This window comes from uncultured Roseobacter sp., from assembly GCF_947496515.1.
Taxonomy (GTDB): domain Bacteria; phylum Pseudomonadota; class Alphaproteobacteria; order Rhodobacterales; family Rhodobacteraceae; genus Roseobacter.
This window is the reverse complement of sequence record NZ_CANMDB010000011.1, coordinates 111859-137647: the sequence shown is the minus strand read 5'-3', so window position 1 is coordinate 137647 and position 25789 is coordinate 111859. Positions and strand designations below refer to the sequence as shown.

At 65.5% G+C, this 25789-nt stretch carries 24 protein-coding genes; 16 read left to right on the top strand and 8 right to left on the bottom strand.

The window, feature by feature from the left end:
- Positions 1–46 precede the first annotated feature (46 nt).
- Both Q1A53_RS18015 and Q1A53_RS18010 read left to right on the top strand, forming a co-directional pair.
- Entirely contained in the window at positions 47–1282 is a 1236-nt protein-coding gene (locus Q1A53_RS18015) for a putative DNA modification/repair radical SAM protein (protein ID WP_299969089.1), read from the top strand.
- Positions 1283–1290: 8 nt separating this feature from the next.
- Positions 1291–2721: a UdgX family uracil-DNA binding protein gene (locus Q1A53_RS18010; protein WP_299969087.1), complete on the top strand. Its 1431-nt coding sequence runs from the start codon at positions 1291–1293 to the stop codon at positions 2719–2721.
- A gap of 52 nt (positions 2722–2773) precedes the next feature.
- Here the strand turns inward: Q1A53_RS18010 and ugpC are convergent, their stop codons facing one another.
- From ugpC to Q1A53_RS17985, 5 genes are all read right to left on the bottom strand, one after another.
- Complete coding sequence (ugpC, locus tag Q1A53_RS18005; protein ID WP_299969085.1) at positions 2774–3814, bottom strand: sn-glycerol-3-phosphate ABC transporter ATP-binding protein UgpC; 1041 nt, start codon at positions 3812–3814, stop codon at positions 2774–2776.
- Between the two features lie 4 nt (positions 3815–3818).
- Positions 3819–4655 (bottom strand): sn-glycerol-3-phosphate ABC transporter permease UgpE, encoded by an 837-nt coding sequence (ugpE, locus tag Q1A53_RS18000; RefSeq protein WP_299969164.1) that lies wholly within the window; start codon positions 4653–4655, stop codon positions 3819–3821.
- Between the two features lie 20 nt (positions 4656–4675).
- Positions 4676–5557 carry a sn-glycerol-3-phosphate ABC transporter permease UgpA gene (gene ugpA, locus Q1A53_RS17995; RefSeq protein ID WP_299969083.1) on the bottom strand — a complete coding sequence of 294 codons (882 nt, stop codon included), beginning with the start codon at positions 5555–5557 and terminating at the stop codon, positions 4676–4678.
- Positions 5558–5633: 76 nt separating this feature from the next.
- On the bottom strand, positions 5634–6947 hold the full coding sequence (gene ugpB / locus Q1A53_RS17990) for a sn-glycerol-3-phosphate ABC transporter substrate-binding protein UgpB (RefSeq protein WP_299969081.1): 1314 nt from the start codon (positions 6945–6947) through the stop codon (positions 5634–5636).
- A 191-nt stretch (positions 6948–7138) separates the two neighbouring features.
- Complete coding sequence (locus tag Q1A53_RS17985; protein ID WP_299969079.1) at positions 7139–8383, bottom strand: FAD-binding oxidoreductase; 1245 nt, start codon at positions 8381–8383, stop codon at positions 7139–7141.
- Between the two features lie 197 nt (positions 8384–8580).
- Here Q1A53_RS17985 and Q1A53_RS17980 point away from each other — a divergent pair, with 197 nt between their 5' ends.
- Both Q1A53_RS17980 and Q1A53_RS17975 read left to right on the top strand, forming a co-directional pair.
- Positions 8581–9270, top strand: a complete 690-nt coding sequence (locus tag Q1A53_RS17980; protein ID WP_299969162.1) for an aspartate/glutamate racemase family protein — start codon at positions 8581–8583, stop codon at positions 9268–9270.
- 234 nt (positions 9271–9504) lie between these two features.
- Positions 9505–11505, top strand: coding sequence for a peroxidase family protein (locus tag Q1A53_RS17975; RefSeq protein ID WP_299969077.1), 2001 nt, complete (start codon positions 9505–9507; stop codon positions 11503–11505).
- Positions 11506–11532: 27 nt separating this feature from the next.
- On the opposite strand, the gene irrA is transcribed toward Q1A53_RS17975, so the two are convergent.
- Complete coding sequence (gene irrA / locus Q1A53_RS17970) at positions 11533–11952, bottom strand: iron response transcriptional regulator IrrA (RefSeq protein ID WP_299969075.1); 420 nt, start codon at positions 11950–11952, stop codon at positions 11533–11535.
- 193 nt (positions 11953–12145) lie between these two features.
- Here irrA and fabA point away from each other — a divergent pair, with 193 nt between their 5' ends.
- From fabA to Q1A53_RS17910, 12 genes are all read left to right on the top strand, one after another.
- Positions 12146–12655: a bifunctional 3-hydroxydecanoyl-ACP dehydratase/trans-2-decenoyl-ACP isomerase gene (fabA, locus tag Q1A53_RS17965; protein WP_299969073.1), complete on the top strand. Its 510-nt coding sequence runs from the start codon at positions 12146–12148 to the stop codon at positions 12653–12655.
- A gap of 51 nt (positions 12656–12706) precedes the next feature.
- Positions 12707–13936, top strand: coding sequence for a beta-ketoacyl-ACP synthase I (fabB, locus tag Q1A53_RS17960; protein WP_299969071.1), 1230 nt, complete (start codon positions 12707–12709; stop codon positions 13934–13936).
- Positions 13937–13940: 4 nt separating this feature from the next.
- Positions 13941–14732 carry an enoyl-ACP reductase gene (locus Q1A53_RS17955; RefSeq protein ID WP_299969069.1) on the top strand — a complete coding sequence of 264 codons (792 nt, stop codon included), beginning with the start codon at positions 13941–13943 and terminating at the stop codon, positions 14730–14732.
- A gap of 70 nt (positions 14733–14802) precedes the next feature.
- Positions 14803–15051 (top strand): hypothetical protein, encoded by a 249-nt coding sequence (locus Q1A53_RS17950; RefSeq protein ID WP_299969067.1) that lies wholly within the window; start codon positions 14803–14805, stop codon positions 15049–15051.
- A gap of 164 nt (positions 15052–15215) precedes the next feature.
- Complete coding sequence (locus tag Q1A53_RS17945) at positions 15216–15905, top strand: haloacid dehalogenase type II (RefSeq protein ID WP_299969066.1); 690 nt, start codon at positions 15216–15218, stop codon at positions 15903–15905.
- Positions 15902–16735 carry an alpha/beta hydrolase gene (locus Q1A53_RS17940; protein ID WP_299969064.1) on the top strand — a complete coding sequence of 278 codons (834 nt, stop codon included), beginning with the start codon at positions 15902–15904 and terminating at the stop codon, positions 16733–16735. The genes Q1A53_RS17945 and Q1A53_RS17940 overlap by 4 nt, the downstream gene beginning before the upstream one ends.
- Before the next feature lies 1 nt (position 16736).
- The gene (locus Q1A53_RS17935) at positions 16737–17738 is read left to right on the top strand and encodes a threonine/serine dehydratase (protein ID WP_299969062.1); all 1002 of its coding nucleotides are present in this window, start codon (positions 16737–16739) and stop codon (positions 17736–17738) included.
- Entirely contained in the window at positions 17735–18523 is a 789-nt protein-coding gene (gene pcaD / locus Q1A53_RS17930; protein ID WP_299969060.1) for a 3-oxoadipate enol-lactonase, read from the top strand. Before Q1A53_RS17935 ends, pcaD begins: the two co-directional genes overlap by 4 nt.
- A 19-nt stretch (positions 18524–18542) precedes the next feature.
- The gene (locus tag Q1A53_RS17925; protein WP_299969058.1) at positions 18543–19862 is read left to right on the top strand and encodes a lyase family protein; all 1320 of its coding nucleotides are present in this window, start codon (positions 18543–18545) and stop codon (positions 19860–19862) included.
- 3 nt (positions 19863–19865) lie between these two features.
- Positions 19866–21083, top strand: coding sequence for a TCR/Tet family MFS transporter (locus Q1A53_RS17920; protein WP_299969056.1), 1218 nt, complete (start codon positions 19866–19868; stop codon positions 21081–21083).
- Positions 21084–21192: 109 nt separating this feature from the next.
- Positions 21193–22299: a zinc-binding dehydrogenase gene (locus tag Q1A53_RS17915; RefSeq protein WP_299969054.1), complete on the top strand. Its 1107-nt coding sequence runs from the start codon at positions 21193–21195 to the stop codon at positions 22297–22299.
- 14 nt (positions 22300–22313) lie between these two features.
- Positions 22314–23552: a mandelate racemase/muconate lactonizing enzyme family protein gene (locus Q1A53_RS17910; RefSeq protein WP_299969052.1), complete on the top strand. Its 1239-nt coding sequence runs from the start codon at positions 22314–22316 to the stop codon at positions 23550–23552.
- Between the two features lie 327 nt (positions 23553–23879).
- Here Q1A53_RS17910 and Q1A53_RS17905 read toward each other — a convergent pair whose 3' ends face one another.
- Both Q1A53_RS17905 and Q1A53_RS17900 read right to left on the bottom strand, forming a co-directional pair.
- Positions 23880–24485, bottom strand: coding sequence for a class I SAM-dependent methyltransferase (locus Q1A53_RS17905; RefSeq protein ID WP_299969050.1), 606 nt, complete (start codon positions 24483–24485; stop codon positions 23880–23882).
- A 76-nt stretch (positions 24486–24561) separates the two neighbouring features.
- Complete coding sequence (locus Q1A53_RS17900) at positions 24562–25785, bottom strand: acyl-CoA dehydrogenase (protein ID WP_299969048.1); 1224 nt, start codon at positions 25783–25785, stop codon at positions 24562–24564.
- Positions 25786–25789 lie beyond the last annotated feature (4 nt).

Genomic DNA, 25789 nt, shown 5'->3' with positions numbered 1-25789 from the left:
CACCCGGTGACTTGCCAACGGGTGGATTGGAACATATCAAGAACATATGGCAAGACTCACCCTCGACCAGAAGCTGGCGATCCTCAGCGATGCGGCGAAATACGATGCGTCCTGCGCGTCGTCGGGATCGACCAAGCGCGACAGCCGGGATGGCAAGGGGCTGGGCTCGAACGAAGGGTCGGGGATCTGCCACGCCTATGCGCCCGACGGGCGGTGCATCAGCCTGCTGAAGATCCTGATGACGAATTTCTGCATTTACGATTGCAGCTATTGCATCAACCGGGTGTCGTCGAATGTGCAACGCGCGCGCTTTTCGGTCGAAGAGGTCGTGAAATTAACAATCGAGTTTTACCGGCGTAACTATATCGAAGGGCTGTTTTTGTCCTCGGGCATCATCCGCTCTCCGGACGCGACGATGGCGGACATGGTGCGCATCGCGCGCAAGCTGCGCGAAGAAGAGAATTTTCGTGGCTATATCCACCTCAAGACAATTCCCGACGCCGCACCGGAACTGATCGAGGAGGCGGGACGGCTTGCGGACCGGCTGTCCATCAATGTGGAATTGCCCACCGATGCCTCCGTCAAGCAGCACGCGCCTGAGAAAAGCCCCGATCAGATCCGCCACGCGATGGCGGATGTACGGCTGCGGCGGCAGGCAGCCAAGGAGCGCAGCCATACCGGGCGGCGGGCGCCGCGCTTTGCGCCCGCGGGGCAATCGACGCAGGTGATTGTAGGGGCGGATGGCGCCAATGACGCGACCATTCTGGGGCAATCCACCCGGCTTTATGGTTCCTACGGGCTGAAGCGGGTTTATTATTCCGCGTTCTCACCCATTCCCGATGCGTCCTCGCGGCTGCCGCTGGTCAGCCCGCCGCTGCAGCGCGAACACCGGCTGTATCAGGCGGACTGGCTTTTGCGGTTCTATGACTTCGGGCTGGAGGAGATCACCGGGGTCAGCAAGGGGGGCAATCTGGATCTGGAGATTGATCCGAAACTGGCCTGGGCTCTGGCCAACCGGGCGCAGTTCCCGGTGGATGTGAACCGGGCGGAGCGTGGGCTTTTGCTGCGGGTGCCGGGGTTTGGCGTCAAGACCGTGAACCGGATCCTGGGGACGCGGCGGCACCGGCGGCTGCGCTATGAGGATCTGATGCTGATGGGCGCGTCGCTGAAAAAGGCACGCTCGTTCATCGTGGCGCAGGGGTGGAGCCCCGGGGCGCTGACCGACAGCGCCGATCTGCGCGCGCGCTTTGCACCGCCGCCTGAGCAGTTGAGCCTGTTTTGACCGGGCATGTGATCCTGCCGCGGATCGGGACGGCGGCGGCCTGGCGGGACGCGGCGCGCGGGTTCCTGAGTGCAGGCGTACCGCCCGAGGCGCTGCGCTGGAGCGACGGGACAGGCGCGACGGGGCTCTTTGACACGCCTGCGGAGGTGCCTGCGGTGACGCGCGAGATCCGGGTGCCGCGCAGCTTCGCGGGCCTCGCGCAGACGGTGGTCTGGCACAGTGATCCGGCGCGGTTCGATCTGCTCTACCGTTTTTTGTGGCGGCTGCGGGATCGCCCGGCGCTGATGCAGGACCGCGGCGATCCCGGGCTGGCGCAGTTGCGCCGGATGGAAAAGGCCGTGCGGCGTTGTCAGCACAAGATGAAGGCCTTCGTGCGGTTCCGCGAGATGGGTGATCCAAGTGACGCGCGGCGCAGTTTCGCCGCCTGGTTCGAACCCACGCATCACACGGTGGAGCCCACTGCGGATTTCTTTGCCCGGCGGTTCGCGGATATGGACTGGCGCATCGTCACCCCCGATGTGAGCGCCGTTTTCGAGGGTGGTGCGCTGCGGTTCAGCGTGGATCTGCCGCGTGCGGATTTGCCGGAAGATGCCTCCGAGACGCTGTGGATCACGTATTTCCGGAATATCTTCAACCCGGCGCGCCTGAAGGTGAAGGCCATGACCTCGGAGATGCCCAAGAAGTACTGGCACAACATGCCCGAGGCCGCAGCGATCCCGGAGCTGATCGCGGGTGCGCCCGCGCGGGCGCGCGAGATGGCGGAAGCGGCGCCCACCTTGCCGCCGCTGCGCATGGAGCGGGTTCAGGAGGCCGCGGAGGCGCAGGCCGCGCGGCATTGGGAAGGCCCGCAGGAGGGGTTCGCGGCAGCCCTTTCGGGGTGCCGGCGGTGTCCTTTGCATGCGGGTGCCACGCACGTGGTGCCTGGAGAGGGTCCTTCGGCGGCGCGGCTGATGATCGTGGGGGAACAGCCGGGCGATCAGGAGGATTTGCAGGGGCGGCCCTTTGTGGGGCCTGCCGGGCAGCTTTTCGATGCGGTGGCGCAGGCGGCGGGGGTGGCGCGCGAGGCGGTCTATCTGACCAATGCGGTGAAGCATTTCAAATATGTCACCCGCGGCAAGCGGCGGATCCACCAGCGGCCCACGGTGGGCGAGGTGCATCATTGCCGGTGGTGGCTGGAGGCGGAGATCGCGCGGGTCCGGCCGCGGGTGGTGCTGGCGCTCGGCGCGACGGCGGCGCTGGCGCTGACGGGGGACGGCAAGGGGGTGATGGCGCGGCGCGGACAGATCGAGACGGGGCGGCATGGCGGGCCGGTGATGATCTCTTTGCACCCGTCCCATGTGCTGCGCACGCCGGACGCCGCGGCCAAGGCAGAGCTGCGCGCCTTGTTGCAGCAAGACCTCGCGGCGGCGTGGAAGATTGCAGAGGCCGCGCTGGTTTAGAGCGGCGGGATTTTGAGTTTATTTGGCAAGATGAAAGAGCTTTTGCGGCGTGTCAGAGCCGGTGACCTGTGCTGGGATCGAAGAGGTGGATCTGTGCGGGGTCGACCGCGAGCTGCAGGGTTTGGGTCGTCGTGGTATGGACGCCCGGCAGGCTGGCGGTGAAGCTTTCGCCGCCCCCGAGGTGGCCGTGCAGCAGGGTGTTGGCGCCGAGCGGTTCCGAGAGCTGCACGGTAAAGGCAAGCGGGCCCGTGTCGGCAGTGGTGACATGTTCGGGGCGCAGGCCGAGTTTGACGGGACCATCCGGGGCTGGTGTGGGGGCAATCGGGGTATCCCCCAGATGGACCTGACCGTCGCGGACCCGCGCCTCGAGGATGTTCATGGCGGGGCTGCCGATGAACTGGGCGGCGAAGAGCGTGCGGGGGGTCTCGTAGACTTCGAGCGGCGTGCCGATCTGTTCGGCCACGCCACCGTTCATCACGATCATGCGGTCGGCCATGGTCATTGCCTCGACCTGGTCGTGAGTGACGTAGAGCGCGGTGATGGCGAGTTTGGATTGCAGCTCCTTGATCTCCAGCCGCATTTGCACGCGCAGTTTGGCGTCGAGGTTGCTGAGCGGTTCGTCAAAGAGGAAGACCGCTGGTTCCCGCACGATTGCCCGGCCCATGGCGACGCGCTGGCGCTGGCCGCCCGAGAGCTCGCGCGGTTTGCGATCGAGCAGCGGCTCCAATTGCAAAAGGCGCGCGGCGTCTTCGACCTTGGCCGTGATCTCGGCCTTGGGGAGCCCTGCGATTTTGAGCCCGTAGCCCATGTTTTGCCGCACGGACATATGCGGGTAGAGCGCATAGTTCTGGAACACCATGGCGATGTCGCGGTCCATGGGTTCCAGCTCGTTGGCGCGGGTGCCGCCGATCATCACGTCGCCTGCGCTGACGGTTTCCAAGCCAGCGACCATGCGCAGGAGCGTGGATTTGCCGCAGCCCGAGGGGCCGACGATCACGATGAACTCGCCGTCGGCGATGTCGGCGTCGATGCCATGGATGACGTCTGTGGGGCCGAAGCTCTTTTTCACGCCTTTGAGGGAAACGGTTGCCATTTGTCTATTTCTCGCTGTCCACGAGCCCGCGGATAAAGAGTTTCTGCATGGATATGACAACGATCACCGGCGGGATCATTGCAAGGATCGAGGTAGCCATGATCGTCGGCCAGTGGGCGAAGTCGTCGCCGCTGGGGAACATCTGCTTGATGCCCATAACGATGGTGTTCATCTCGGGATCGGTGGTGATGAGCAGCGGCCAGAGGTACTGGTTCCAGCCGTAGATGAAGAGGATGACAAAGAGGGCGGCGACATTCGTGCGGCTCATGGGCACCACGATGTCGATGAAAAATCGCATGGGCCGGGCGCCGTCGACTCGGGCGGCCTCGGCCAGTTCATCGGGGATGGTGAGGAAAAACTGGCGGAACAGGAAGGTGGCCGTGGCCGAGGCGATGAGCGGGAAGATGAGCCCCGAGTAGGAGTTGAGCATGCCGAACCCGGCGACGACCTCGTAGGTGGGCACGATGCGGACCTCTACGGGGAGCATCAGCGTCAGGAAGATGAGCCAGAAAAACACATTCCGCCCCGGAAAACGGAAATAGACGATGGCAAAGGCGGAGAGCAGCGAGATCACGATCTTGCCCACAGCGATGCCAACGGCCATCACAAGCGAATTCAGCAGCATGGTGGCGACAGGCACGTTGATGCCGGAGAAGAGCGCCGCCTTGTAGTTAGTCCAGAGCTGATCCCCCGGCCAGACGGGCATCGGCGGGCGCACGATCTCGGCCTGGGTGACGGTGGAGGCGACAAAGGCCAGCCAGATCGGGAAGAAGATCACCAGCACGCCCGCGATCATCAGCACATGGCTGAGCCAGAGGCTGCGCCCGCGTTTCTCAACCATGCCGTGAATCTCGCGCGCCATCAGTAGTGCACTCGTTTTTCGATGAATTTGAACTGGAGCACCGTGAGCAGCCCCACGACGACCAGCAGGATCACCGATTGCGCGGCGGAGGAGCCCAGGTCCTGTCCGACGAAGCCATCGGCGAAGACCTTGTAGACGAGGATTGTCGTGGCCTGCTGCGGGCCGCCCGAGGTGATCGTATGGATCACGCCGAAGGTCTCGAAGAAGGAATAGACGATGTTGACCACCAGCAGGAAAAACGTGGTGGGGGAGAGCAGCGGCAGCACGATGGTGAAGAAACGCCGCCAGAAGCGCGCGCCGTCGATGGCCGCCGCCTCGATCACGGATTTCGGAACCGCCTGCAGCGCGGCGAAGAAGAACAGGAAGTTATAGCTGATGCGCCCCCAGGCGGAGGCGACGACCACGAGGCCCATGGCCTCGCCATCGTTGAGCACGTGGTTCCAGTCGTATCCGAGGGTGCCCAGATACCACGACACGACGCCCACGCGGGTGTTGAACATGAAGAGCCATAGCACCCCCGCAACCGCCGGGGCCACGGCGTAAGGCCAGATCAGCAACGTGCGGTAGAGGCCCGCGCCCTTGATCAGCCGGTCCGCGACCACGGCCAGAAACAGCGCGGGGATCATCGAGGCCAGCGTCACGAGGGTGGAGAAGATCGCCGTGGTCACGAAGGAGGCGCGGTAGAACCGATCGCTCAGCAGGTATTCGAAGTTGCCAAGACCGACGTATTGCATCGACAGTCCGAAGGGGTCGGGAATGAAGAGCGACTGCCAGATCGCCTGACCGGCGGGATAGAAAAAGAACACCGCAGAGATCAGGACCTGCGGCGCAATGAGGCACAGCGGCAGCAGCCAGCCCTTGAATGTGACGCGTTTTTCCATTGCAGGTCCTGCAGCGGTGCGGTGGGGCGGCGGGCGACCCCGCAGGGCCGCCCGCCGCCTTGCTCACACTCTGGTTCTAGTTGGTGGCCTGCTCAAAGCGGCGCAGCAGCTGGTTGCCGCGCTCCGCAGCGCTGTCGAGCGCTCCCTGAGCGGTCTTGTCACCAGCCCAGACACCTTCCAGTTCTTCGTCGATGATGCCGCGGATCTGATCGAAGGAGCCCAGCCGCAGACCTTTGGAATTGGCCGTCGGTTCTTTGGCGGTCATCTGGATCACGGCCACGTCCGTACCTGGGTTTTCCTCGTAGAAACCGGCCTCACGGGTCGCCTCACCAGCGGCGGAGGTGATGGGCAGATACCCTGTGTCCTGATGCCATTGCGCCTGCACCGGGGTGGAGGAGAGATAGGCAAGGAATGCGCCGACGCCCGCGTATTCCTCCGCCTCGTGACCTTCCATCACCCACAGCGACGCACCGCCGATGATGGTGTTCTGGGGCGCGTTGCCCACACCCTCCCAGTAGGGAAGCGGGCGCACATCAAAGTCGAACTCGGCTTCGGCCTTGATGCCGGCATAGCCCGCGGAGCTTTCGGTGAAGAGCGCACATTCACCGGCGCGGAAGTTCGCACCGCCCTCGTTGCGGCGGCCGGTGTAGATGAACTTGCCGTCCTGCGCCCATTGCCCCATGGCAGAGATATGCGCCACCTGTGCGTCACCGTTGAGCGCCAGTTCGGTGTCCGCTCCCGCAAAGCCGTTGTCCTGGGTGGCGAAAGGCACGTCGTGGTAGGCAGAGAAGTTCTCCAGATGGATCCAGCTTTGCCAGGCGGTCACGAGCGGGCAGTCGGAGCCCGCCGCTTTCAGGGTGTCGAGCACCTCGCCCACCTGCTGCCAGGTGGTCAGATCCACATCGGGATCGACCCCGGCCTCGCTCAGCGCGTCACGATTGACCCAGAGCACAGGCGTCGAGGAGTTGAAAGGCAGCGACAGCATGTCCCCATCCGTGGTCGTATAATACCCCTTGACCGAGCCGATATAGGCATCGGGGTCAAACTCGGCGCCGCTTTCGGCCATGACCTCATGGACCGGGCGGATCGCCCCTTCGGCGGCCATCATGGTGGCGGTGCCCACTTCGAACACCATCAGGATATGGGGCTGTTCGCCCGCCCGAAAGGCGGCGATGCCCGCGTTGAGGGTTTCGGAATAGTTGCCCTTGTGACTGGCCACGACGGTGTAGGCGTCCTGGCTGGCGTTGAAATCCTCGACCTGAGCGGCCACGAGCTCTCCCAACCGACCGGTGAAGGCGTGCCAGAATTGCACTTCTGTCTCGGCGCTCGCGGCGATTGGCGTCAGCGCGGTGGTGCAGGCGGCGATGGCGCCCAGCAGTGTCTTGGTCATCTTTTTTGATCTCCCCATGCCCCCGCCGGGGGCGCTTTCTTGACAGTCCGCGCAGGTGGCCGCTGTGGCGGACCGCGCGAACCGATGGTCTCACTCGGAGCGCGTGTTGGCAAGTGACGCGTTGATGACAGCGCCCGATCCTCCGGGCGCAAAGGATCGGGGCCGGGCGCCGGAAGGGCCTTCGAAGGCCCTTACCCCGCGCGGAACCTGTCCGGTGCGTAGGGGGCCATATCGATATTGGGCGGACGGCCCGTCAGCAGGGAGGCCACGAGGCGCCCGGTTTTCGGCCCGCCCGTGAGGCCGATGTGGTGATGTCCGAAAGCCGCCACCACACCGCTGTGCCCGATCTCGCCAATGAGCGGCAGGCTGTCCGAAGGCGCCGGGCGGTGGCCCATCCATTCGTGCGCGCGCACGAATGTGAGCTTCGGATAGGCCGCGCGCACCTTGCGCTGCAAGAAATCGAAAGGGGCACGGGAGGCCGGAGCCTCCAGACCACCGAACTCCACCACGCCCGCGCAGCGCAGCCCGGCGGCCATGGGGGTAGCCACGAATTTGCCCGCGGCGACCATGGTGGGTGCCTGCGGACCCTGCTCGGCCCCTTCGAACACAAGGTGGTAGCCGCGCTCGCTTTCCAGCGGGACCGTCAGCCCGAGTTTCTGCATCAGCGGCTTTGACCAGACACCGGTGCTAATCACCGCCCGGTCGCAGGGCAGGCGCCCCGCAGAGCCGAGCACAGCCGTGACGCGACCGTCCGTGAGCTCGATATCTTCCACGTCGGCCTGCAGCACGCGCCCGCCCAGCTGCGTCAGCACCGCCGCCAAATGCGCCACATAGGCACCGGGATCGCGGATGTAGCCGTGATCCTTCACGGTGGCGAGACAGGTGAGCCCCGGGCCGAGATTGGGTTCGATCTCCTGCACCGCGCGCCCGGTGACCACCTGAGGCACGAACCCCGCCGCGCGCCGCAGGGACCAGACGTAGGCGTCGGCGTCAAAGCCCGCGCGATCCGCGTAGGCGAAGTGATAATCGCTGGGGCTCACCCAATGCGCGGCCTCGGTGCCCTCGGTCAGCGCCTGATGCTGGGCCAGCGCGTCGCCGGTGATGGGTGTCAGGCCTTCGGCGATGCGGCGGGTGTCCGCATCATTGGCGTGGCTCAGGTACCGCCTCAGCCAGGGGACCAGACGAGGCAGATAGCGCCAGCGCAGGAAAAGCGGCGCGTCACGGCTCATGAGCATGCCGGGTGCTTTGCCGAGCAGACCGGGTACCGTCACGGGCACCATGGCGCAGGCGGCCAGCACGCCGCCGTTGCCGTAGGAGGTGCCCTGCCCCGGCGTACCGCGGTCGACCAGGGTGACCTCTGCCCCGAACCGGCGCAGCCAGATGGCGGTTGAGACGCCGACGATCCCCGCGCCGATGACAATGATCCTGGAGCCCATGCGTCCTCTCCCGTTCGGCCACACTGCAGATTGCGCCCCGGGCCGCGCGGGTCAATCGTTTTCCACCGCAAAGCGCATTTGGCCCGGCGACCCTGACATGCTACACCCTTCATTACAGGGCGAAAAAGAGGCATCTGGTGCGCAGCAACGTTCAAAGAGGTGGCAAGACCGTCTACGGCGCGACCGTGGGCATTCTGATGCTGGAGACCCGGTTTCCCCGCATCCCGGGCGACATCGGCAATGCCACCACCTGGCCATTTGCGGTGCACTACCGGGTGGTGGACGGCGCGACGCCGGATCTCATCGTGCTGAAGGACGCGCGGGCCATGCGGGACGCTTTCGTTGCGGGCGGCGAGGCGCTCGTGCGCATGGGGTGCGACGGCATCGTCACCAACTGCGGCTTTCTGTCGGTGTTGCAGGAGGATCTGGCCACGGCACTTGCGGTGCCCGTGGCAAGCTCGGCGCTGATGCAGGTGCCGATGGTGGCGCAAACCCTGCCGCCGGGCAAACGGGTGGGGGTGCTGACGGTTTCGGCCGATTGTTTGGGAGCGGACCATCTGGCCGCCGCAGGCGTGCCGGCGGAAACGCCGATTGTGGGCACCGAAGGCGGCCGTGCCTTTTCGCAGGCGTTTCTGACGGATCAGCTGGAGGTCGACTTCGACGCCTGCCGCAGCGACATGCTGGATGCCGCAGACGCGCTGATGCACCGACATGAAGACATCGGCGCGATCGTGTTGGAATGCACCAATATGGTGCCTTACGCGCGCGATATCAGACGGCTGACGGGTGTGCCGGTCTATTCGGTCTACACCCTGGTCAACTGGTTCCAGAGCGGGCTGAGCCCGCGCGGGTTTGCCCCTTTGCTGGATGACCCGCGACAGCCCTGAGCCGTCGCCACTTGGTGGCAGTGCGAGCGATAAATCTGGAGCCCGGCACAATCTAAGCTGGCAAAGCAGGCGTTTTTCGTATCAACTGGATTTCATTTAAAGCGGGCTTCACCGGCCTGGCTCTCTGACCTTGACCTGAGACGCGGAATTTCAACGCGCAGAGCAGAAGGGGGGTCATGGGCACGGTGACAGACCCAATACGATCGTTATTTCAGTGATGCCGGAGTATTTATTATGGCAGCCCCTATCGCGTCCCGTCGTCGAAACCTGTTGGCTCTGGCCGCCTCCCTCGTGGGGGCCATCTACCTCTATCAGGCCATGAGCCACGCCACCCAATACCCGGGAGAGCCGGGCCGATGGCTGCTGGTACCGGTCTATCTGGGCTGTCTGGCGGGTCTTTTTCGCATGTGGCGCGAGCGCCAGCACGGCTGGTGGATCTTTACGGTGCTGAGCGGTTTTGCCGGGTTGTGGTCGCTGCTGGTGCTGGGCGCAGGCTGGCAGGTGGCGGTGTGGTTCATCCTGCTCTTTCCGCTGCTCTTTCGGGCATTCTACGCTGAAATGAAGCCCTCGCGCACGGTGACCCTGTTCCTGCGCAAATGGCTGGGCCGGATCGGCGGTACCGTGATGGGGCTGCTGAATGTGCCTTGGGTGGTGCGGTTGATCGAGGCGGTGCCGCCGCTCGATGCGCTGGTGAACCGGATCGTCATCAACCGGATCGTCGATGCGGTGCGCAACCGGCCGCATCCGTTCTCGACCCGGAACGACTATACCTCGTGGGCGAGCCTGACGGACACGACCTGGAGCGCCCGGCATCTGGGTGTCTCGCCGCTGGATCAGGGCAGCCTGCCCGCGTGGGATTTTCTCAGCCCGGTGTTTGAACGCAGGGAGGACACACAGCGGCTTTGCCCGAAATCCACCTGCCTGTTTCCCGCCTTCGCGCAATATCTGACCGACGGGTTCATTCGGACACAGACTGATGAAGAAGTACCCGACCGGCTCAAGCGCAATACGTCAAATCATAACATCGACCTCTGCCCGCTTTACGGTCGGACGCCCGGACAGACGGCGGCGCTGCGCGTCAAAGACCCAGGGCCTCAGGACCGTGGAAAGCTGAAAAGCCAGCAGCTGGACACCGGGGAGTTCGCGCCGTTTCTCTACGACGGCGACGAGATCCACGAAGATTTCGGGGATCTGGATGCCCCCTTGGGGCTTGAGGATCTGAATGCGGGGATCGCCAAGGCCGAGCCGGAGAAGGCGGAGGCGCTGCGCGCCAAGCGCGGCAGGCTCTTTGCCTTCGGCGGAGACCGGGCCAATTCAGTGCCGCAGACGGCGATGATCAACACGCTGCTTTTGCGCGAGCATAACCGGCTCGCGGGCGAGATCGGCGTGCGGCACCCCGATTGGGACGACGACCGTGTGTTCGAGACCGCGCGCAACATCGTGATCGTGCAGTTCATCAAGATCGTGGTGGAGGATTACATCAACCATATCGCGCCCACGCTCTACCGCATCAAGGCAGATCCCAAGGCCGCCTGGGGCGCGAAATGGTACCGGCCCAACTGGATCACGACCGAATTCAGCCTGCTCTACCGCTGGCACGCGCTGATCCCCGACCATATCCGCTGGGGCGGCACGGCCCATCAGACCGGACCTGCCTATTTCATGGAGAACGCGCCGCTCTTGGACGGCGGGCTGGCGGGGGCGTTCGAGGATATGAGCGCGCAGGCGGCGGGTGAGCTGGGACCGCGCAATACCACCGCGTCGCTGATGCGGGTGGAGCAGGCCTCCGTCGAGCAGGGGCGCGCGTGTCAGCTGAGGCCCTTTGTGGACTATCTGGAATATCTGCAGCGCATGCCGATTTCCGGGATGGACGAAATTTCGTCGGACCGGGAGGTCGCCGCGCTGTTGCAGAGCACCTACGGCAGCGTGGACAAGGTGGATTTCTTTGTGGGGCTCTTTTGCGAGGACCGTGTGAAGAACGCGCCGCTGCCGCGGACCATCCTGTCATTTGTGGCGCTGGATGCGTTTTCGCAGGCGCTGACCAATCCGTTGCTGTCCGAACACGTGTTCCAGCCGCCGCGGTCACCGGAGGCGGAGCATCCGACCTTCACCCGCTACGGATGGGAGCAGATCACGACCTGCGGATCGCTGCGGGATCTGGTGGCGCGCAATGTGGAGGCCCCCGAGACACTGGGGTTTGTGGGCATGACCCAGCCCGCGTGGAAGAGAGAATAGCACGGGGCGCGCGGCGCCCGCCGCCGGTCAGCGTTTGCGGCGCAGTCGGATCACCACATCCACAGAGGCAATCTCCGCCCCGTCGGGAGCGTCGGGCAGCTGCGCGATCACCAGCTCGTCCGAGGGCGCATCGGTCAGCTTTGCCTCGTCTTCCCAGAAGAAGTGCGGGTGGTCGTGGGTGTTGGTGTCAAAGTAGCTTTTGGAGCCGTCAACGGTGACTTCCTGCATCAGCCCGGCATCGCAGAAGGCGCGCAGCGTGTTGTAGACTGTCGCCAGCGAAACGGCCTCGCCCTGATCCTTGGCGGAATCAAACAGGCTCTCGGCGGTGACGTGACGGTGCTGACCGTCACCAATCAGCAGGCTCGCCAAAGCGACGCGCTGACGCGTTGGCCGCAACCCGGCCTTGGCCAGCCACGCGGCTCCGACTTCCTGTTCCGTAGACGTCATGTCAATAACTCACCTGCGTACCCCTCCTATATAAGGAGCTTCAGGGGTGGTTTTCAATTCAATTCAGGCGGTTTTCTGAATGGTGGGGGTCCGGGACCGCCCGGATCAGCGCCGCATCGCGCGCACTTGCAGAAGCCGGGAGCCGGGTGCTAGAGGGTTTCGACACACCAAAGACCGAGCAGGAGACGCCGGAATGGGCCAATACCCCACCTCTTTCGATAAGGAAGATCTGCTGAAATGCGCGCGGGGCGCGCTTTTTGGCCCCGGCAATGCGCAGCTGCCCGAACCGCCGATGCTGATGATGGACCGGATTACCGACATCTCCGGCGATGGCGGGCCGAACGGCAAGGGCCATGTGGTCGCCGAATTCGACATCACGCCAGATCTGTGGTTTTTCGAGTGCCATTTTCCCGGCAATCCGATCATGCCGGGGTGCCTGGGCCTCGACGGGCTTTGGCAGCTCACCGGGTTCAACCTGGGCTGGCGCGGCTGGCAGGGACGCGGCTATGCGCTTGGCGTGGGCGAGGTGAAGCTGACGGGCATGGTGCGCCCCGACCGCAAGATGCTGACCTATTACGTTGACTTCACCAAGGCAGTGCAGACCCGACGCTTGACAATGGGGGTTGCCAATGGCCGGGTAGAGGCCGATGGGGAAACGATTTATCAGGTCAGCGACATGAAAGTCGCGCTGTCCGAGAACTGATCGTATCTGCGTGGTCCTGCGGGGCCGTGCAAGAGGAAGAGGAAATACACCATGCGCCGCGTCGTTGTGACAGGGTTGGGGATTGTCTCCTCCATCGGCAATAATGCCGAAGAAGTGCTGGCCGCGCTGAAAGCCGGCAGCAGCGGGATCACCGCCTGCCCCGACATGGTCGAGCACGGCTTTCGCAGCCAGATTGCCGGAACGCTCAAGATCGACGTGGCAGAGCATGTAGACAAGCGCACGCTGCGGTTCATGGGCCCCGGATCAGCCTATGCCTATATCGCCATGGGTCAGGCCATCGCCGACGCGGGGCTGAGCGAAGATATGGTGTCGAACCCGCGCACCGGCCTGGTGGCAGGATCGGGCGGGCCATCGACCAGTGCGATGCTGACGGCCCATGAGGTGGTCAAAAAGACCGGTGCGACCAAGCGGATCGGCCCCTTTGCGGTGCCCAAATGCATGTCCTCGACGGTCAGCGCCAACCTGTCCACCGCCTACAAGATCAAGGGCATCAACTACTCCATCACCTCCGCCTGCTCGACCTCGCTGCACTGCATTGGCAACGCGGCAGAGCAGATCATGCTGGGCAAGCAGGACGTAATGTTCGCGGGCGGCGGAGAGGAGCTCGACTGGACGTTGTCGTGCCTTTTTGACGCCATGGGCGCCATGTCGTCAAAGTACAATGACACGCCGGAGCGCGCGAGCCGCGCCTTCGATGCGGACCGCGACGGTTTCGTCATCTCTGGCGGCGGTGGGATCGTCGTGTTGGAAGATCTTGATCACGCGGTGGCGCGCGGTGCCCGCATCTACGCCGAAGTCACTGGCTATGCGGCCACCTCGGACGGGCACGACATGGTCGCACCGTCGGGCGAAGGCGGCGGACGGGCGATGGAGCTGGCGCTTGCCACGCTGCCCGAAGGCCGCAGCGTCAGCTACATCAACGCCCACGGCACCTCCACCCCGGCTGGTGACCAGCCGGAGATGGAAGCGGTGCGGCGGGCCTTCAAGGGGCGCACACAGCCGCCCGTCAGCTCCACCAAATCCATGACCGGCCATAGCCAGGGTGCGGCGGGCGCTCAGGAGGCGATCTATTGTCTGTTGATGCTGGAGCATGATTTCATCGCACCGTCCATCAACGTCGAGACGCTGGATCCGGCCTTCGAGCCGGGCGAGATCGCAACCAGCTATATCGGTGACGCCGGGCTCGATTCCGTCATGACCAATTCCTTTGGCTTTGGTGGCACCAACGGGTCGATGATCCTGTCCAGATACCAGGAGTAGCCGCATGTCGGGTCTTTTGCAGGGGAAACGCGGTCTGATCATGGGCGTTGCCAACGAGCGTTCCATCGCCTGGGGCATCGCCAAGGCGATGGCAGATGCGGGAGCGGAGCTGGCCTTTACCTATCAGGGTGAGGCGTTCGGGAAACGGCTGGAGCCGCTGGCAGCCTCCGTGGGCTCGGACTTCATGGTCGATGTGGATGTGACCGATGATGCCTCGCTGGATACGGCGTTCGAGCAGTTGGGCGCGCGCTGGCCAACGATTGATTTTCTGGTCCACGCCATCGCCTTTTCCGACAAGTCGGAGCTGACCGGCCGGATCCTCAACACCAGCCGCGCCAATTTCGGTCGCACGATGGAGATCAGCGCCTATTCCTTCATCGAGGTGGCGCGCCGGGCACATCCCCTGATGGTCGAGAACGGCGGGACGCTGATGACCCTGACCTATCAGGGCAGCAACACGGTGGTGCCGAACTACAACGTCATGGGTGTGGCCAAAGCCGCACTGGAGAGTGCGACGCGCTATCTGGCCAATGATCTCGGGCCGGAAGGCATCCGCGTGAATGCGATCTCTCCCGGCCCGATGAAGACCCTGGCGGGGGCCGCCATCGGCGGGGCGCGGCGCACCTATAAACACACGGGCGAGAACGCGCCGCTCAGGTCCAATGCAACGCTGGAGGCCGTGGGCGGCACGGCGGTCTATCTTGCCTCTGACGCGGGTGCCTGCACCACGGGCGAGGTGATCCGTGTCGATGGTGGCTATCACGTGCTGGGGATGCCGCAGCCCGAAAACATCTGAGCCTGCGCCCTTGCGCCACAGGTAACACCGCTGCCCCATTCCTGCCACAATCCTGGGTTATACGCTGCCCATGGATTTCACACTGACACCCCAGGGGCTGCGACAGGCCCGTTGCAGACAGCGCGCCCGGACGGCGCGCCGTTGGGCACGGGGTCTGGTGCTGGTCACCGTGGTGACCTTTGGCGCAGCCCTCCTGACGGAGCCGGGCGTACGCGCACAGCTCAAGGGCCAGATCGCCCGTCAGGCGGCGGATGCGCAGTCACAGATGACCTATCAGGCCAGCTTTATCGGTGCGCCGCTGGAGACTGCCGAGCGGTAGGACGGCACAGCGCACTATTCCCGCTGAACGGGAATTCCATCTGCCAGGCATCTCTCACGATGCCGTCCAGCATATTAGATCCCCGCGAAAACCCACCGATTAAGTCTTTCGGCGACGGGCCGCCCGTGACACTCTGCCCCCACACTCATTGAAAGGGGATGCGGATGCCGATCACCACATGCGTTTTTGACGCTTATGGGACGCTCTTTGACGTGGCCGCCGCCGCCCGGCAGGCCGCGGATGAACCCGATTTCACGGAGCTGAAGGACAGCTGGCCCGCGCTGGCCGAGCACTGGCGCCTCAAGCAGCTGCAATACACCTGGCTGCGCGCGGTGGCAGACGCGCATACTGATTTCGGCAAGGTGACCGAGGACGGGCTGGACTGGGCACTGGAGAAGACGGGGCTGGACGGCAACGCCGCCCTGCGCGCACGGCTGCTGGCGCTTTACTGGGAACTTCAGAGCTACCCGGAGGTGCCGCAGATGCTGCGGAGCCTGAAAGACGGCGGGATGAACACCGCGATCCTGTCCAATGGCTCGCCGGAGATGCTGGTGGGTGCCGTACGCTCCGCGGGGATCGAGGCGCTGCTCGATGATACCCTATCAGTGGAGAGCGTCGGCATCTTCAAGCCCGCCGCCATCGTCTACGACATGGTTCTGCGCCGCTTTGGCTGCAGCAAGGAAGAGGTGCTCTTTGTCTCCTCCAACGGCTGGGATGCGGGCTGTGCGACGGGCTACGGCTTTACCACCGCCTGGGTCAATCGGGCGGGTGACCCCGTGGACCTTCTGCCATGGGAACCTGTCCATACCCTGGGGGATCTGACCGGGATTCCGGCGCTGGCTGGGCTGTCATGAGCCATCTGACAACCTCCGATGGGTTATCGCTGCACTACACCGATGATGGTGACGGGGTGCCGATCCTCTGCCTGGCGGGGCTGACACGGTCCACGCGGGATTTCGATTATGTGACCCCGCATCTCTCCGATGCGCGGCTGATCAAGCTAGACTACCGCGGGCGCGGACAGTCTGACTGGGATGACAACTGGCAGAATTACGTCCTGCCGGTCGAGTGCCGCGATGTGATCGAGCTGCTGGATCATCTGGAGCTTGAACGGGTCGCCGTCCTTGGTACCTCGCGCGGTGGGCTCAACGCCATGGGTCTGGCGATGGCTGCCAAGGAGCGTTTGCTGGGCGTGGCGCTCAATGACATCGGCCCGGTGATCGAGCAGCGGGGCCTTGACCACATCATGGGGTATCTGGGCCGCGGGCCAAGCGTCAAGACGCTGGCGCAGGCCGCAAAGTCGCTGCAGCGGATGAACGACGGCTTCAAGGACGTGTCGATGGTCAGGTGGGTGGAAGAGGCAAACCGCCACTTTCGACAGACCGAAAAAGGGTTGGACATCACCTATGACCCCCGCCTGCGCGACGCTGTGGAGGCTGTCGGGGCGCAGGCGGCACCGGATCTGTGGCCTTACTTCGATGCGCTTGGCGGCTTGCCTCTGGCCTGTATTCGCGGCGAAAACTCCAACCTGCTGAGCCAGGCCACCGTGCAAGAGATGCAGCGGCGTCGCCCAGATATGATCGCCGTCACCGTCTCGGGGCGTGGACATGTCCCTTTTCTGGACGAACCGGAATCGGTGGCGGCATTGCAGACGTGGTTGTCCAAGCTGCAACAAGGAGGATGACATGAATATCGAAATGATCCGGGCCGCCGCAGACCGCGGGCGGGGCCAGATCCGCCGGACACCGCTGCTGAGTTCTCCTTTTCTGGATGAGATCGCGGGCCGCCGCGTCTGGATCAAGCCCGAGTGCCTGCAGCATACCGGCAGTTTTAAGTTTCGCGGTGCGTGGTCTGCGGTCTCGGCGCTGCCTGAGGACGTGCGGCGGCGCGGGGTCATTGCCTTTTCCAGCGGCAACCACGCGCAGGGTGTCGCGCTGGCCGCGCGGATGCACGGTGTTCCGGCGGTCATCATCATGCCCGAGGATGCGCCGCGCATGAAGATCGACAACACCCGCGCCTTGGGGGCGGAGGTCGTGCTCTACGATCGTCCCGGCGGGGAGGACCGCGCCGCCATCGGTGCGCAGCTGACCGAAGCGCGCGGGCTGAGCCTGATCAAACCCTACGACGACCCCTTTGTGATCGCGGGACAGGGCACGACCGGGCTGGAGATTGCCGCCCAGGCCGCAAAGGAAGGGATCGGCGCGGCGGATGTCATTGTCTGCTGTGGCGGGGGCGGCTTTACCTCGGGCATCGCTTTGGCGCTGGAAGCGGACGCGCCGGGGCTGCGGGTGCGCCCGGCGGAACCGGCGGGGTTCGACGATGTGGCGCGCTCGCTCCGCTCGGGCCGGATCGAGCGGAATGCGAAGCTGTCGGGCAGCCTGTGTGACGCGATCATCAGTCCGCAGCCCGGTGATCTGACCTTTCCGATCCTGAAACGGCTGGCCGGGCCCGGTCTTGTCGTCACCGAAGACGAGGCCCTGCAGGCCGTGGCCCTTGCCTGGAGCCGGCTGAAGCTGGTGGCCGAACCCGGTGGCGCCGTGGCGCTGGCCGCCGCTCTTTTTCACGCTGATCAGATCGCGCGCCAGGACGTCATCGTCACCATATCGGGCGGCAATGTGGATGCGGATGTCTTCGCGCAGGCCTTGGCGACGCCGGCACCGCCCCTGCGCCGTGGAGATGCCGCATGAGGGTCTTTGACGGGGGTGCCGTGCGCCTGCACTACCGGGTCGACGGGCCGGAGGATGGCGCGCCGGTGGTCTTTGCCAATTCGCTGGGCACCGATCTGCGGCTCTGGGACGGGATCCTGCCGCTGCTGCCGCCGGGGCTGCGGATCATCCGGTTCGACAAACGCGGACACGGGCTGTCAGACTGCCCGCCCGCCCCCTACACCATGGGCGCGCTGATCAGCGATACGGAAAGCCTGCTCGATCATCTGGAGGTCCGCGATTGCGTGTTCGTGGGGCTGTCGATCGGCGGGATGATCGCACAAGGTCTGGCGGTCAAACGGCTCGACCTGATCCGCGCGATGGTCCTGTCGAACACCGCGGCCAAGATCGCCACACCCGAGATGTGGTCGGAGCGGATCACGACGGTGGAGCAGGACGGGATCGAGGCCTTGGCGGATGCGGTGATGGAACGGTGGTTCGGCCGGGCGTTCCTGTCACAGCCGGAGCTGGCGCTCTGGCGCACCATGCTGGCCCGGCAGCCGGACGCGGGCTATGCAGGCTGCTGCGCGGCCATCTCGGGCACGGATTTCTACAGCACCACCGCCGGGCTGCGCCTGCCGACCCTGGGCATCGCGGGCACGGAGGACGGCTCCACCCCGCCCGATCTGGTGCGCGAAACAGTGGGGCTGATCCCCGGCAGCCGCTGTGCCGTGATCCGCGGGGCGGGGCATCTGCCGTGTGTGGAGAAACCGGAAGAATACGCCGCCCTGCTGTCTGAGTTTCTGGGCGAGGTGGGCCATGTCTGACCGCAGGACCGCCTGAGCGATGGCTGCGAGCGTCTTTGACAGCCCGCTTTTTGCGCAGTTCTGCGCGACCGGAGAGACGGGGCGGCTCTTTACCGACAGTGCCGCACTGCGCGCGATGCTGCTGGTCGAGGGGGCATTGGCACGGGCGCAGGGCGCGCACGGCATCATCCCGGAGGTGAGTGCCGCGGCGATCCACCGCGCCGGGCTGGAGATCCAGATCGATCCCGGCGCGCTGGCAGCGGCCACGGGTCAGGACGGCGTCTGCATCCCTGCGCTGGTGGCGGCCTTCCGGGCGGAGATGAAAGCGCCCGAGCACGCGCAATACATCCACTGGGGCGCGACCTCGCAGGACATCATGGATACAGGGCTTATGCTGCGCCTGCGGCAGGCGCTGCTCCTGGCAGAAGAGGACCTGGGCGTGATCATCCGCAGCCTCGCCGATCAGGCCGACGCGCATGCCGCGCTGCCCATGGCCGCGCGCACCTACGGCCAGCACGCCACACCCACCAGTTGGGGTGCCGTGCTCGCGCAATGGGGAATGCCGCTGCTGGATGCGCGCGACGCGCTGCCGGGGCTGCGCGCGTCGAGCCTGTGGGTATCGCTGTCAGGGGCCGCGGGCACGGCAGCTGCCTTTGGGTCCGAGGCCCCTGCCATGCGCGCAGCACTCGCCGACGGGCTGGGCCTCGGCGATCCCGGGCGCAGTTGGCACACGGACCGAGGGCCCATCCTGCGCATCGCAGCTTGGATGGGACAGGTCAGCGCCGCATTGGCCGGCATGGGCGAAAGCCTGATCGCGCTGAGCAGCAGCGACGTGGCGGAGGTGCGCCTCGATGGCACCGGTGCATCCTCCACCATGCCCCAAAAGAGGAACCCGGTCGGTCCGTCGCTGCTGGTCGCCCTGTCGCGGCAGACCCACGGTCTGATGGGCGCGCTGCAGGCAGGCGCGGTGCACCAGCACCAGCGCGATGGCACCGCCTGGTTCACCGAATGGATGGCCTTGCCCCAGATCGTGCTGGGCACGGCCGCGGCACTGCACCAGGCCCGGGCCATCACCGCAGGTCTGCGCCCCGTCCCCGACCGCATGGCTGAGACCATACGCGGGGGGCTGTGCCACGCCGAGGCGCTGAGCTTTGCGCTGGCCACCACCCTGCCGCGCTTGGCGGCAAAGGAGGCTGCCACCGCGCTCTGCCAGTCGGCGCTGGAAAGTGGCACACCCCTGGCGGAGCTCGCCCGCGCGCGCCACCCCGATCTGCCCGCGGATCTGTTCGATCCCGGCGCGCAGCTGGGTCAGGCACCGCAGGAGGCGCGGGCCTTTGTTGCCCGTGCGCGGGCTGGCTAGGGCATGCGCGCGCCGATTGTCTTCATCCTGATCACCGTGATGCTGGATGCCATGGGGATCGGGCTGATCATCCCCGTCATGCCGGATCTGCTGCAGGAGGTGCGCGATGTCGATCTGGGCACCGCAGCACTTTGGGGTGGGGTTCTGTCCACCAGTTTCGCGGTGATGCAGTTTCTCTTTGGTCCGGTCATCGGCGGAATTTCGGACCGGTTCGGGCGACGACCCGTGCTGCTGATGTCGCTCGTGGTCATGGCGCTCGACTATCTGGTCATGGCGGTGGCCGGCAGCATCTGGCTGCTGCTGGCCGGGCGTGTGGTGGGCGGCATTACCGCGGCCACGCAATCGACGGCCAACGCCTATATGGCCGATATCTCCGCGCCTGAGCAACGCGCAGCCAATTTCGGGCTGATCGGGGCGGCCTTTGGCGTGGGCTTCGTGCTGGGGCCGCTCCTGGGCGGGCTGCTGGCCGAGGCAGGCACCCGGGCGCCCTTTCTCGCTGCCGCAGCGCTGGCAGCACTCAACGCAGTCTTCGGATTTTTTGTGCTGCGCGAAACGGTGACGGATGCCATCCGCCGTCCTTTCCAGCTGTCACGCGCCAACCCGCTGGGCAGCCTGCGCCATTTGCGCCGCCTGCCGGGGCTGGGGCCGCTGCTGATGGTGTTCTTTCTCTATCAGGTGGCGTTCATGGTCTATCCGGCGATCTGGTCCTACTTTGGCAAAGCGCGTTTCGGCTGGGAACCTGCGACCATCGGGCTGAGCCTCGCGCTCTTCGGGATCATGATGGCCGTTGTTCAGGGCGGGTTGATCCGGCCCATCCTGCGCGTGCTGGGCGACCGCGGCACAGTGATCTACGGGCACCTCTTTGACATCGGGGCCTTCATCGCACTGGCCTTTGTGAGCAGCGGCACTGTGGCGCTGATCCTGACGCCGCTGGCAGCGCTGGCGGCGGTGATAACGCCTGCGCTGCAAGGGCTTATGTCGCGCACGGTGGGGCCGGACGCGCAGGGTGAGTTGCAGGGCGCACTCACCTCCCTGATGGCGCTGGCGATGATCCTGTCGCCTCTGGTGATGACGGCAACCTTCGCCGCCTTTACGGGGCCTGAGGCGGCGATGGTGCTGCCCGGTGCGCCGTTCCTGCTGTCAGCCGGGTTGATCGCGGCGGGTCTTGGCGTTTTTCTGGCCTACCCGCCCCGCGCTGCGCGACAACGGCCTGCACCCTAGGGTCGCGCAGACCGAATGCGCTGCGCTTATCGTCTTGCATCTGGCCCGGTGATCGCGGCACCGTGACAGGATCCGCGCTGCCGCGCACCCCTGAGAAGAGACGCCCCCTATGCAGACCATCAAGGCCGCAGTATGTCACCGCTTCGGCGCACCGCTGACGATTGAGGACATCCGGCTGCGCGCCCCCGAGATGGGCGAAGTGGAGGTGACGCTCGATGCGGTCGCCATCTGCCATTCGGACATCTCCTATGCGGAAGGCGCCTGGGGTGGGTCGCTGCCAGCGGTCTACGGGCATGAGGCCGCGGGCGTGATCAGCGCGGTCGGGCCGGGCGTGGAAGGGGTCGCACCGGGCGACAGCGTCGTGGTGACGCTGATCCGGGCCTGCGGCAGTTGTCCCAGCTGCGCGGGCGGTGCACCGACGATCTGCGAGACGCACTATGACGGCGACAAGGGACCGATCACCACCGCCGAGGGCGGCACATTGCATCAGGCCATGGCCTGCGGTGCGTTTGCCGAAAAGGTCGTGGTTGCGCAAAGCCAGGTGGTCCGGATCGCGTCGGATGTTCCGAAGGAGGCCGCCTGTCTGGTGGCCTGCGGTGTGATCACGGGCGTCGGTGCCGTGGTCAACGCCGCCCGGTTGCGCGCGGGGCAGGATGTGGTCGTCGTCGGCGCCGGTGGTGTCGGGCTCAACGCCATTCAGGGCGCGCGGATCGCGGGCGCACGGCGGATTGTCGCGGTAGATCTCAGCGCGGAAAAGCTTGAAATCGCGGCGGAATTCGGTGCGACGGGCGGTGTTCTGGCCACCGAGCCCAAACCCTGGCGCGCGGTGCGGGCGGCGCTTGGCGGGCGCGGGGCCGATGCGGTGATCGTGACCGTCGGTGCCATCCCCGCCTACGATCAGGCGCCGCGCTTTCTGGGACCCGGTGGCAAGGTGATCATGGTCGGCATGCCGCATGTGGGGGCAAGCGCGACCTATGAACCGGTCGTCCTGGCAGCCTTGGGTCAGGGCATGATCGGCTCCAAGATGGGTGATGTGGTGATCCAGCGGGACATCCCGTGGATGATGGATCTGTATGCGCAGGGGCGGCTGGAACTGGATGCGCTGATCTCCGGTCGCTGGCGGCTGGACCAGATCAACGACGCCATTGCCGACACCAAGACGGGCGCGGCACGGCGCAATGTGATCCTGCTGGGACAGAGCGCGCGCCAAGGCTGAGCGAAAGGAAGATCATGCGTCTCAAGGACCTCGACATCATCGTGACGGCGCCCCCTGCCCCGGGATGGGGCGGGCGCTACTGGATCCTGGTAAAGCTGACGACGGCGGACGGGATCACCGGCTGGGGCGAGTGCTACGCCGCTGCCGTGGGCCCCGAGGCCATGCGCAAGGTGATCGAGGATGTCTTTGCGCGGCACATGGCGGGCGAGAGCGCCGAGAACATCGAGCTGATGTTCCGCCGCGCCTATTCCTCGGGTTTTACCCAGAGACCGGACCCCACGGTGATGGGCGCGTTTTCCGGGCTGGAGATCGCCTGCTGGGACATTCTGGGCAAGGCGCGCGAGCGACCGGTCTGGGCGCTGCTGGGCGGGCGGATGAACGACCGTATCCGCGCCTATACCTATCTGTACCCGCTGCCGCAGCACAATCCAGATGATTTCTGGACCTCGCCAGAGATGGCAGCCGAGGCTGCAAGTGACTGTATTTCAAGAGGATATACGGCGGTGAAGTTTGACCCGGCGGGCCCCTACACCCTGCGGGGCGGGCACATGCCGGGGATGCGCGACATTGCGCAATCAGTGGCTTTTTGCCGGGCTATCCGGGGCGCGGTGGGGGACCGGGCGGATCTGCTTTTCGGCACGCACGGGCAGTTCACCACCGCGGGCGCGATCCGGCTGGGTCAGGCGCTGGAACCCTACGCCCCGCTTTGGTTCGAGGAACCCGTGCCCCCCGATGCGGTGGGTGAGATGGCGAAGGTGGCGGCGGGCGTGCGCATTCCCATTGCGACCGGAGAGCGGCTCTGCACCAAGGCCGAGTTTGCCCCTGTGCTGCGCAGCGGGGCGGCGAGCATCCTGCAGCCCGCTCTGGGCCGCGCGGGCGGGATCTGGGAGGCCAAGAAAATCGCAACACTGGCAGAGGTTTACAACGCGCAGGTGGCCCCGCATCTCTACGCCGGACCGGTGGAATGGGCGGCGAATGTGCAGCTTGCCGCGAGCCTGCCCAACCTCTTGATGATCGAGACCATCGAGACACCGTTTCACGGTGCGTTGATCCGGGGCAGCATCCGGGTGGAGGACGGTTTCGTGACCCCGCCGGAGGCGCCGGGGCTCGGGATCGAGGTGGACGAAGCGCTGGCCCGCGCACACCCCTATACCGGGACAGCCTTGCATCTGGAGATGCAGGAAGCGCCCTGCGACTACGTGCACGGCAATGCGTTTGAAGGCGGTGCCCCGGCACCGCGGGAGAGCGGCTGACGAGACCTTACCGGAGCGTGCGCGCAACGGCGTGAGTAGTCTTCGCCCAAAGGGCCGGAAGAGCCTTTAAAACAAGCCGGATCCCCTGTCGGTAGAACGTCGGTACCACGTCGGTATTGCGTCGGTGCACGGGTCGGTTTTGGCGCTTCTTTCGCCTTGAGGCGCGACAGCGTTAACGGGCGCGGAAGGGTCCGCGCGGACCCTTCGCACCGCGGCAGGCCACAGGAACAACACCGGCCCTGATATGCCGCGGATAGCGTGACGGCTGCCTGGGGGCCAGAGGTTTGATACCGGCGCCCAAGGGCCCGCGCGGGCCCTTGTCCCGGCTCAGAGCTTGCGCGCCATCAGAACGCTGTGGCTGTCCGTCTCGGCGTCCTCGGCGAGAAACCCGGTGAGACGCAGGCCGTTCTCCTCCAGACAGCTCGCATAGCCCGCGGGCGAGAGAGACGCGTGATAGACGGGCTCTCCCCCGACGGTGCCGTGGCGCTCACCCGCCTCCGGCCCCACGGTCAGCATCAGCGTCCCGCCGGGTAAAAGATGCGCCGCCATGCGCGTGATGCAGGCGCGCTGCTCGTCCGGGGTGAGGTGAAAGAAGCTGTCCCAGGCGATCAGGCCGTCAAACCGCGCGCCCAGATCGAGGCTGCGCATATCCCCCTGCCGCCAGTCACCGTCGGGCCAGCGGGCGCGGGCGATGTCGAGCATCGCGTCGGCGTAGTCCACGCCGGTGACCCGGAACCCTTCGGCCATGAACCAGCGGGCAATGGGCTCGCCCGCGCCGCAGCCGAGATCGAGCACGCGGGCGCCATCGGGCAGGCAGGCGGCAAAGCGGGCCAGCCAGCGCGCCTCGAACAACGCGCGGGAGCGTTGACCATCGAAGGCGGCGGCCTGACGTTCGTAGACGTCGCGGTTGGCGTCGGAGGCGGACAAGGTCATGGTCCCGTCTTTACCGCATTTGCCGCGATTGTCGAGACGGGCGCGGGACGGTCCGATTACCGCCCGCCGGGGCGTGTCAGAAAAACGCCTGGATCCCCGTCTGCGCCCGACCCAGGATGAGCGCGTGCACGTCGTGGGTGCCCTCGTAGGTGTTGACCGTCTCCAGGTTCATCATATGGCGGATCACCTGGAACTCACCCGAGATGCCGTTGCCGCCGTGCATGTCGCGGGCGTGGCGTGCGATCTCCAGCGCCTTGCCACAGTTGTTGCGCTTGACGATGGAGATCATCTCAGGTGCGGCCTCGGCCGCATCCATCAGGCGACCGACCTGCAGCGACGCCTGCAGCCCTAGGGCAATCTCGGTCTGCATGTCGGCGAGTTTCTTCTGGAACAGCTGGGTGCCTGCGAGCGGTTTGCCGAACTGGTGCCGGTCGAGCCCGTATTGGCGCGCCGCGTGCCAGCAGAACTCCGCCGCCCCCATGGTGCCCCAGCTGATGCCATAGCGCGCACGGTTGAGGCACCCGAAAGGACCCTTGAGCCCCTGGACATTGGGCAAGAGCGCATCCTCGCCCACCTCGACACCGTCCATCACGATCTCGCCGGTGACTGAGGCGCGCAAGCTGAGCTTGTTGCCGACCTTGGGCGCGGTGAGCCCCTTCATGCCCTTTTCGAGGATGAAGCCGCGGATCTTGCCGCCGTGCTCTTCCGATTTTGCCCAGACGACGAAGACATCCGCGATAGGCGCGTTGGAGATCCACATCTTGGACCCTGTCAGCTTGTAGCCGTTTGCAGTCTTCTCGGCGCGGGTCTTCATGCCCGCGGGATCGGAGCCCGCGTCGGGCTCTGTCAGGCCGAAGCAGCCGATCAGGGTGCCCGCGCAGAGACCCGGCAGGTATTTCTGGCGCTGCGCCTCCGAGCCGTAGGCGTAGATCGGGTAGATCACGAGGCTGGACTGCACCGACATCATGGAGCGGTAGCCTGAATCGACCCGCTCGACCTCGCGCGCGACGAGACCGTAGGAGACGTAGGAGCCGCCCAGCCCGCCGTATTCCTCGGGGCAGGTGACGCCCAGCAGACCCATCTCGCCCATCTCGGCGAAGATGCCCGCGTCAACGGTTTCGTTCTCGTAAGCCTCAATCACGCGGGGTTGCAGCTTTTCCTGAGCGTAGGCGCGGGCGCTGTCCTGGATCATGCGCTCGTCTTCGGCCAGTTGCTGGCTCAGACGGAAGGGGTCGGACCAGTCGAAGGTGCCGAGATCCGGCGCATCCTTGGCTTTCAGCAGGGGTGTCTCGATGTTCATGGCA

What these genes read in the sequence shown, in the direction of transcription:
- Q1A53_RS18015 (WP_299969089.1), top strand. Translation starts at nt 47, where the DNA reads ATGGCAAGACTCACCCTCGACCAGAAGCTGGCGATCCTCAGCGATGCG.
- ugpC (WP_299969085.1), bottom strand. Translation starts at nt 3,814, where the DNA reads ATGGCAACCGTTTCCCTCAAAGGCGTGAAAAAGAGCTTCGGCCCCACA.
- ugpE (WP_299969164.1), bottom strand. Translation starts at nt 4,655, where the DNA reads ATGGTTGAGAAACGCGGGCGCAGCCTCTGGCTCAGCCATGTGCTGATG.
- ugpA (WP_299969083.1), bottom strand. Translation starts at nt 5,557, where the DNA reads ATGGAAAAACGCGTCACATTCAAGGGCTGGCTGCTGCCGCTGTGCCTC.
- ugpB (WP_299969081.1), bottom strand. Translation starts at nt 6,947, where the DNA reads ATGACCAAGACACTGCTGGGCGCCATCGCCGCCTGCACCACCGCGCTG.
- Q1A53_RS17985 (WP_299969079.1), bottom strand. Translation starts at nt 8,383, where the DNA reads ATGGGCTCCAGGATCATTGTCATCGGCGCGGGGATCGTCGGCGTCTCA.
- Q1A53_RS17980 (WP_299969162.1), top strand. Translation starts at nt 8,581, where the DNA reads ATGCTGGAGACCCGGTTTCCCCGCATCCCGGGCGACATCGGCAATGCC.
- Q1A53_RS17975 (WP_299969077.1), top strand. Translation starts at nt 9,505, where the DNA reads ATGGCAGCCCCTATCGCGTCCCGTCGTCGAAACCTGTTGGCTCTGGCC.
- irrA (WP_299969075.1), bottom strand. Translation starts at nt 11,952, where the DNA reads ATGACGTCTACGGAACAGGAAGTCGGAGCCGCGTGGCTGGCCAAGGCC.
- fabA (WP_299969073.1), top strand. Translation starts at nt 12,146, where the DNA reads ATGGGCCAATACCCCACCTCTTTCGATAAGGAAGATCTGCTGAAATGC.
- fabB (WP_299969071.1), top strand. Translation starts at nt 12,707, where the DNA reads ATGCGCCGCGTCGTTGTGACAGGGTTGGGGATTGTCTCCTCCATCGGC.
- Q1A53_RS17955 (WP_299969069.1), top strand. Translation starts at nt 13,941, where the DNA reads ATGTCGGGTCTTTTGCAGGGGAAACGCGGTCTGATCATGGGCGTTGCC.
- Q1A53_RS17950 (WP_299969067.1), top strand. Translation starts at nt 14,803, where the DNA reads ATGGATTTCACACTGACACCCCAGGGGCTGCGACAGGCCCGTTGCAGA.
- Q1A53_RS17945 (WP_299969066.1), top strand. Translation starts at nt 15,216, where the DNA reads ATGCCGATCACCACATGCGTTTTTGACGCTTATGGGACGCTCTTTGAC.
- Q1A53_RS17940 (WP_299969064.1), top strand. Translation starts at nt 15,902, where the DNA reads ATGAGCCATCTGACAACCTCCGATGGGTTATCGCTGCACTACACCGAT.
- Q1A53_RS17935 (WP_299969062.1), top strand. Translation starts at nt 16,737, where the DNA reads ATGAATATCGAAATGATCCGGGCCGCCGCAGACCGCGGGCGGGGCCAG.
- pcaD (WP_299969060.1), top strand. Translation starts at nt 17,735, where the DNA reads ATGAGGGTCTTTGACGGGGGTGCCGTGCGCCTGCACTACCGGGTCGAC.
- Q1A53_RS17925 (WP_299969058.1), top strand. Translation starts at nt 18,543, where the DNA reads ATGGCTGCGAGCGTCTTTGACAGCCCGCTTTTTGCGCAGTTCTGCGCG.
- Q1A53_RS17920 (WP_299969056.1), top strand. Translation starts at nt 19,866, where the DNA reads ATGCGCGCGCCGATTGTCTTCATCCTGATCACCGTGATGCTGGATGCC.
- Q1A53_RS17915 (WP_299969054.1), top strand. Translation starts at nt 21,193, where the DNA reads ATGCAGACCATCAAGGCCGCAGTATGTCACCGCTTCGGCGCACCGCTG.
- Q1A53_RS17910 (WP_299969052.1), top strand. Translation starts at nt 22,314, where the DNA reads ATGCGTCTCAAGGACCTCGACATCATCGTGACGGCGCCCCCTGCCCCG.
- Q1A53_RS17905 (WP_299969050.1), bottom strand. Translation starts at nt 24,485, where the DNA reads ATGACCTTGTCCGCCTCCGACGCCAACCGCGACGTCTACGAACGTCAG.
- Q1A53_RS17900 (WP_299969048.1), bottom strand. Translation starts at nt 25,785, where the DNA reads ATGAACATCGAGACACCCCTGCTGAAAGCCAAGGATGCGCCGGATCTC.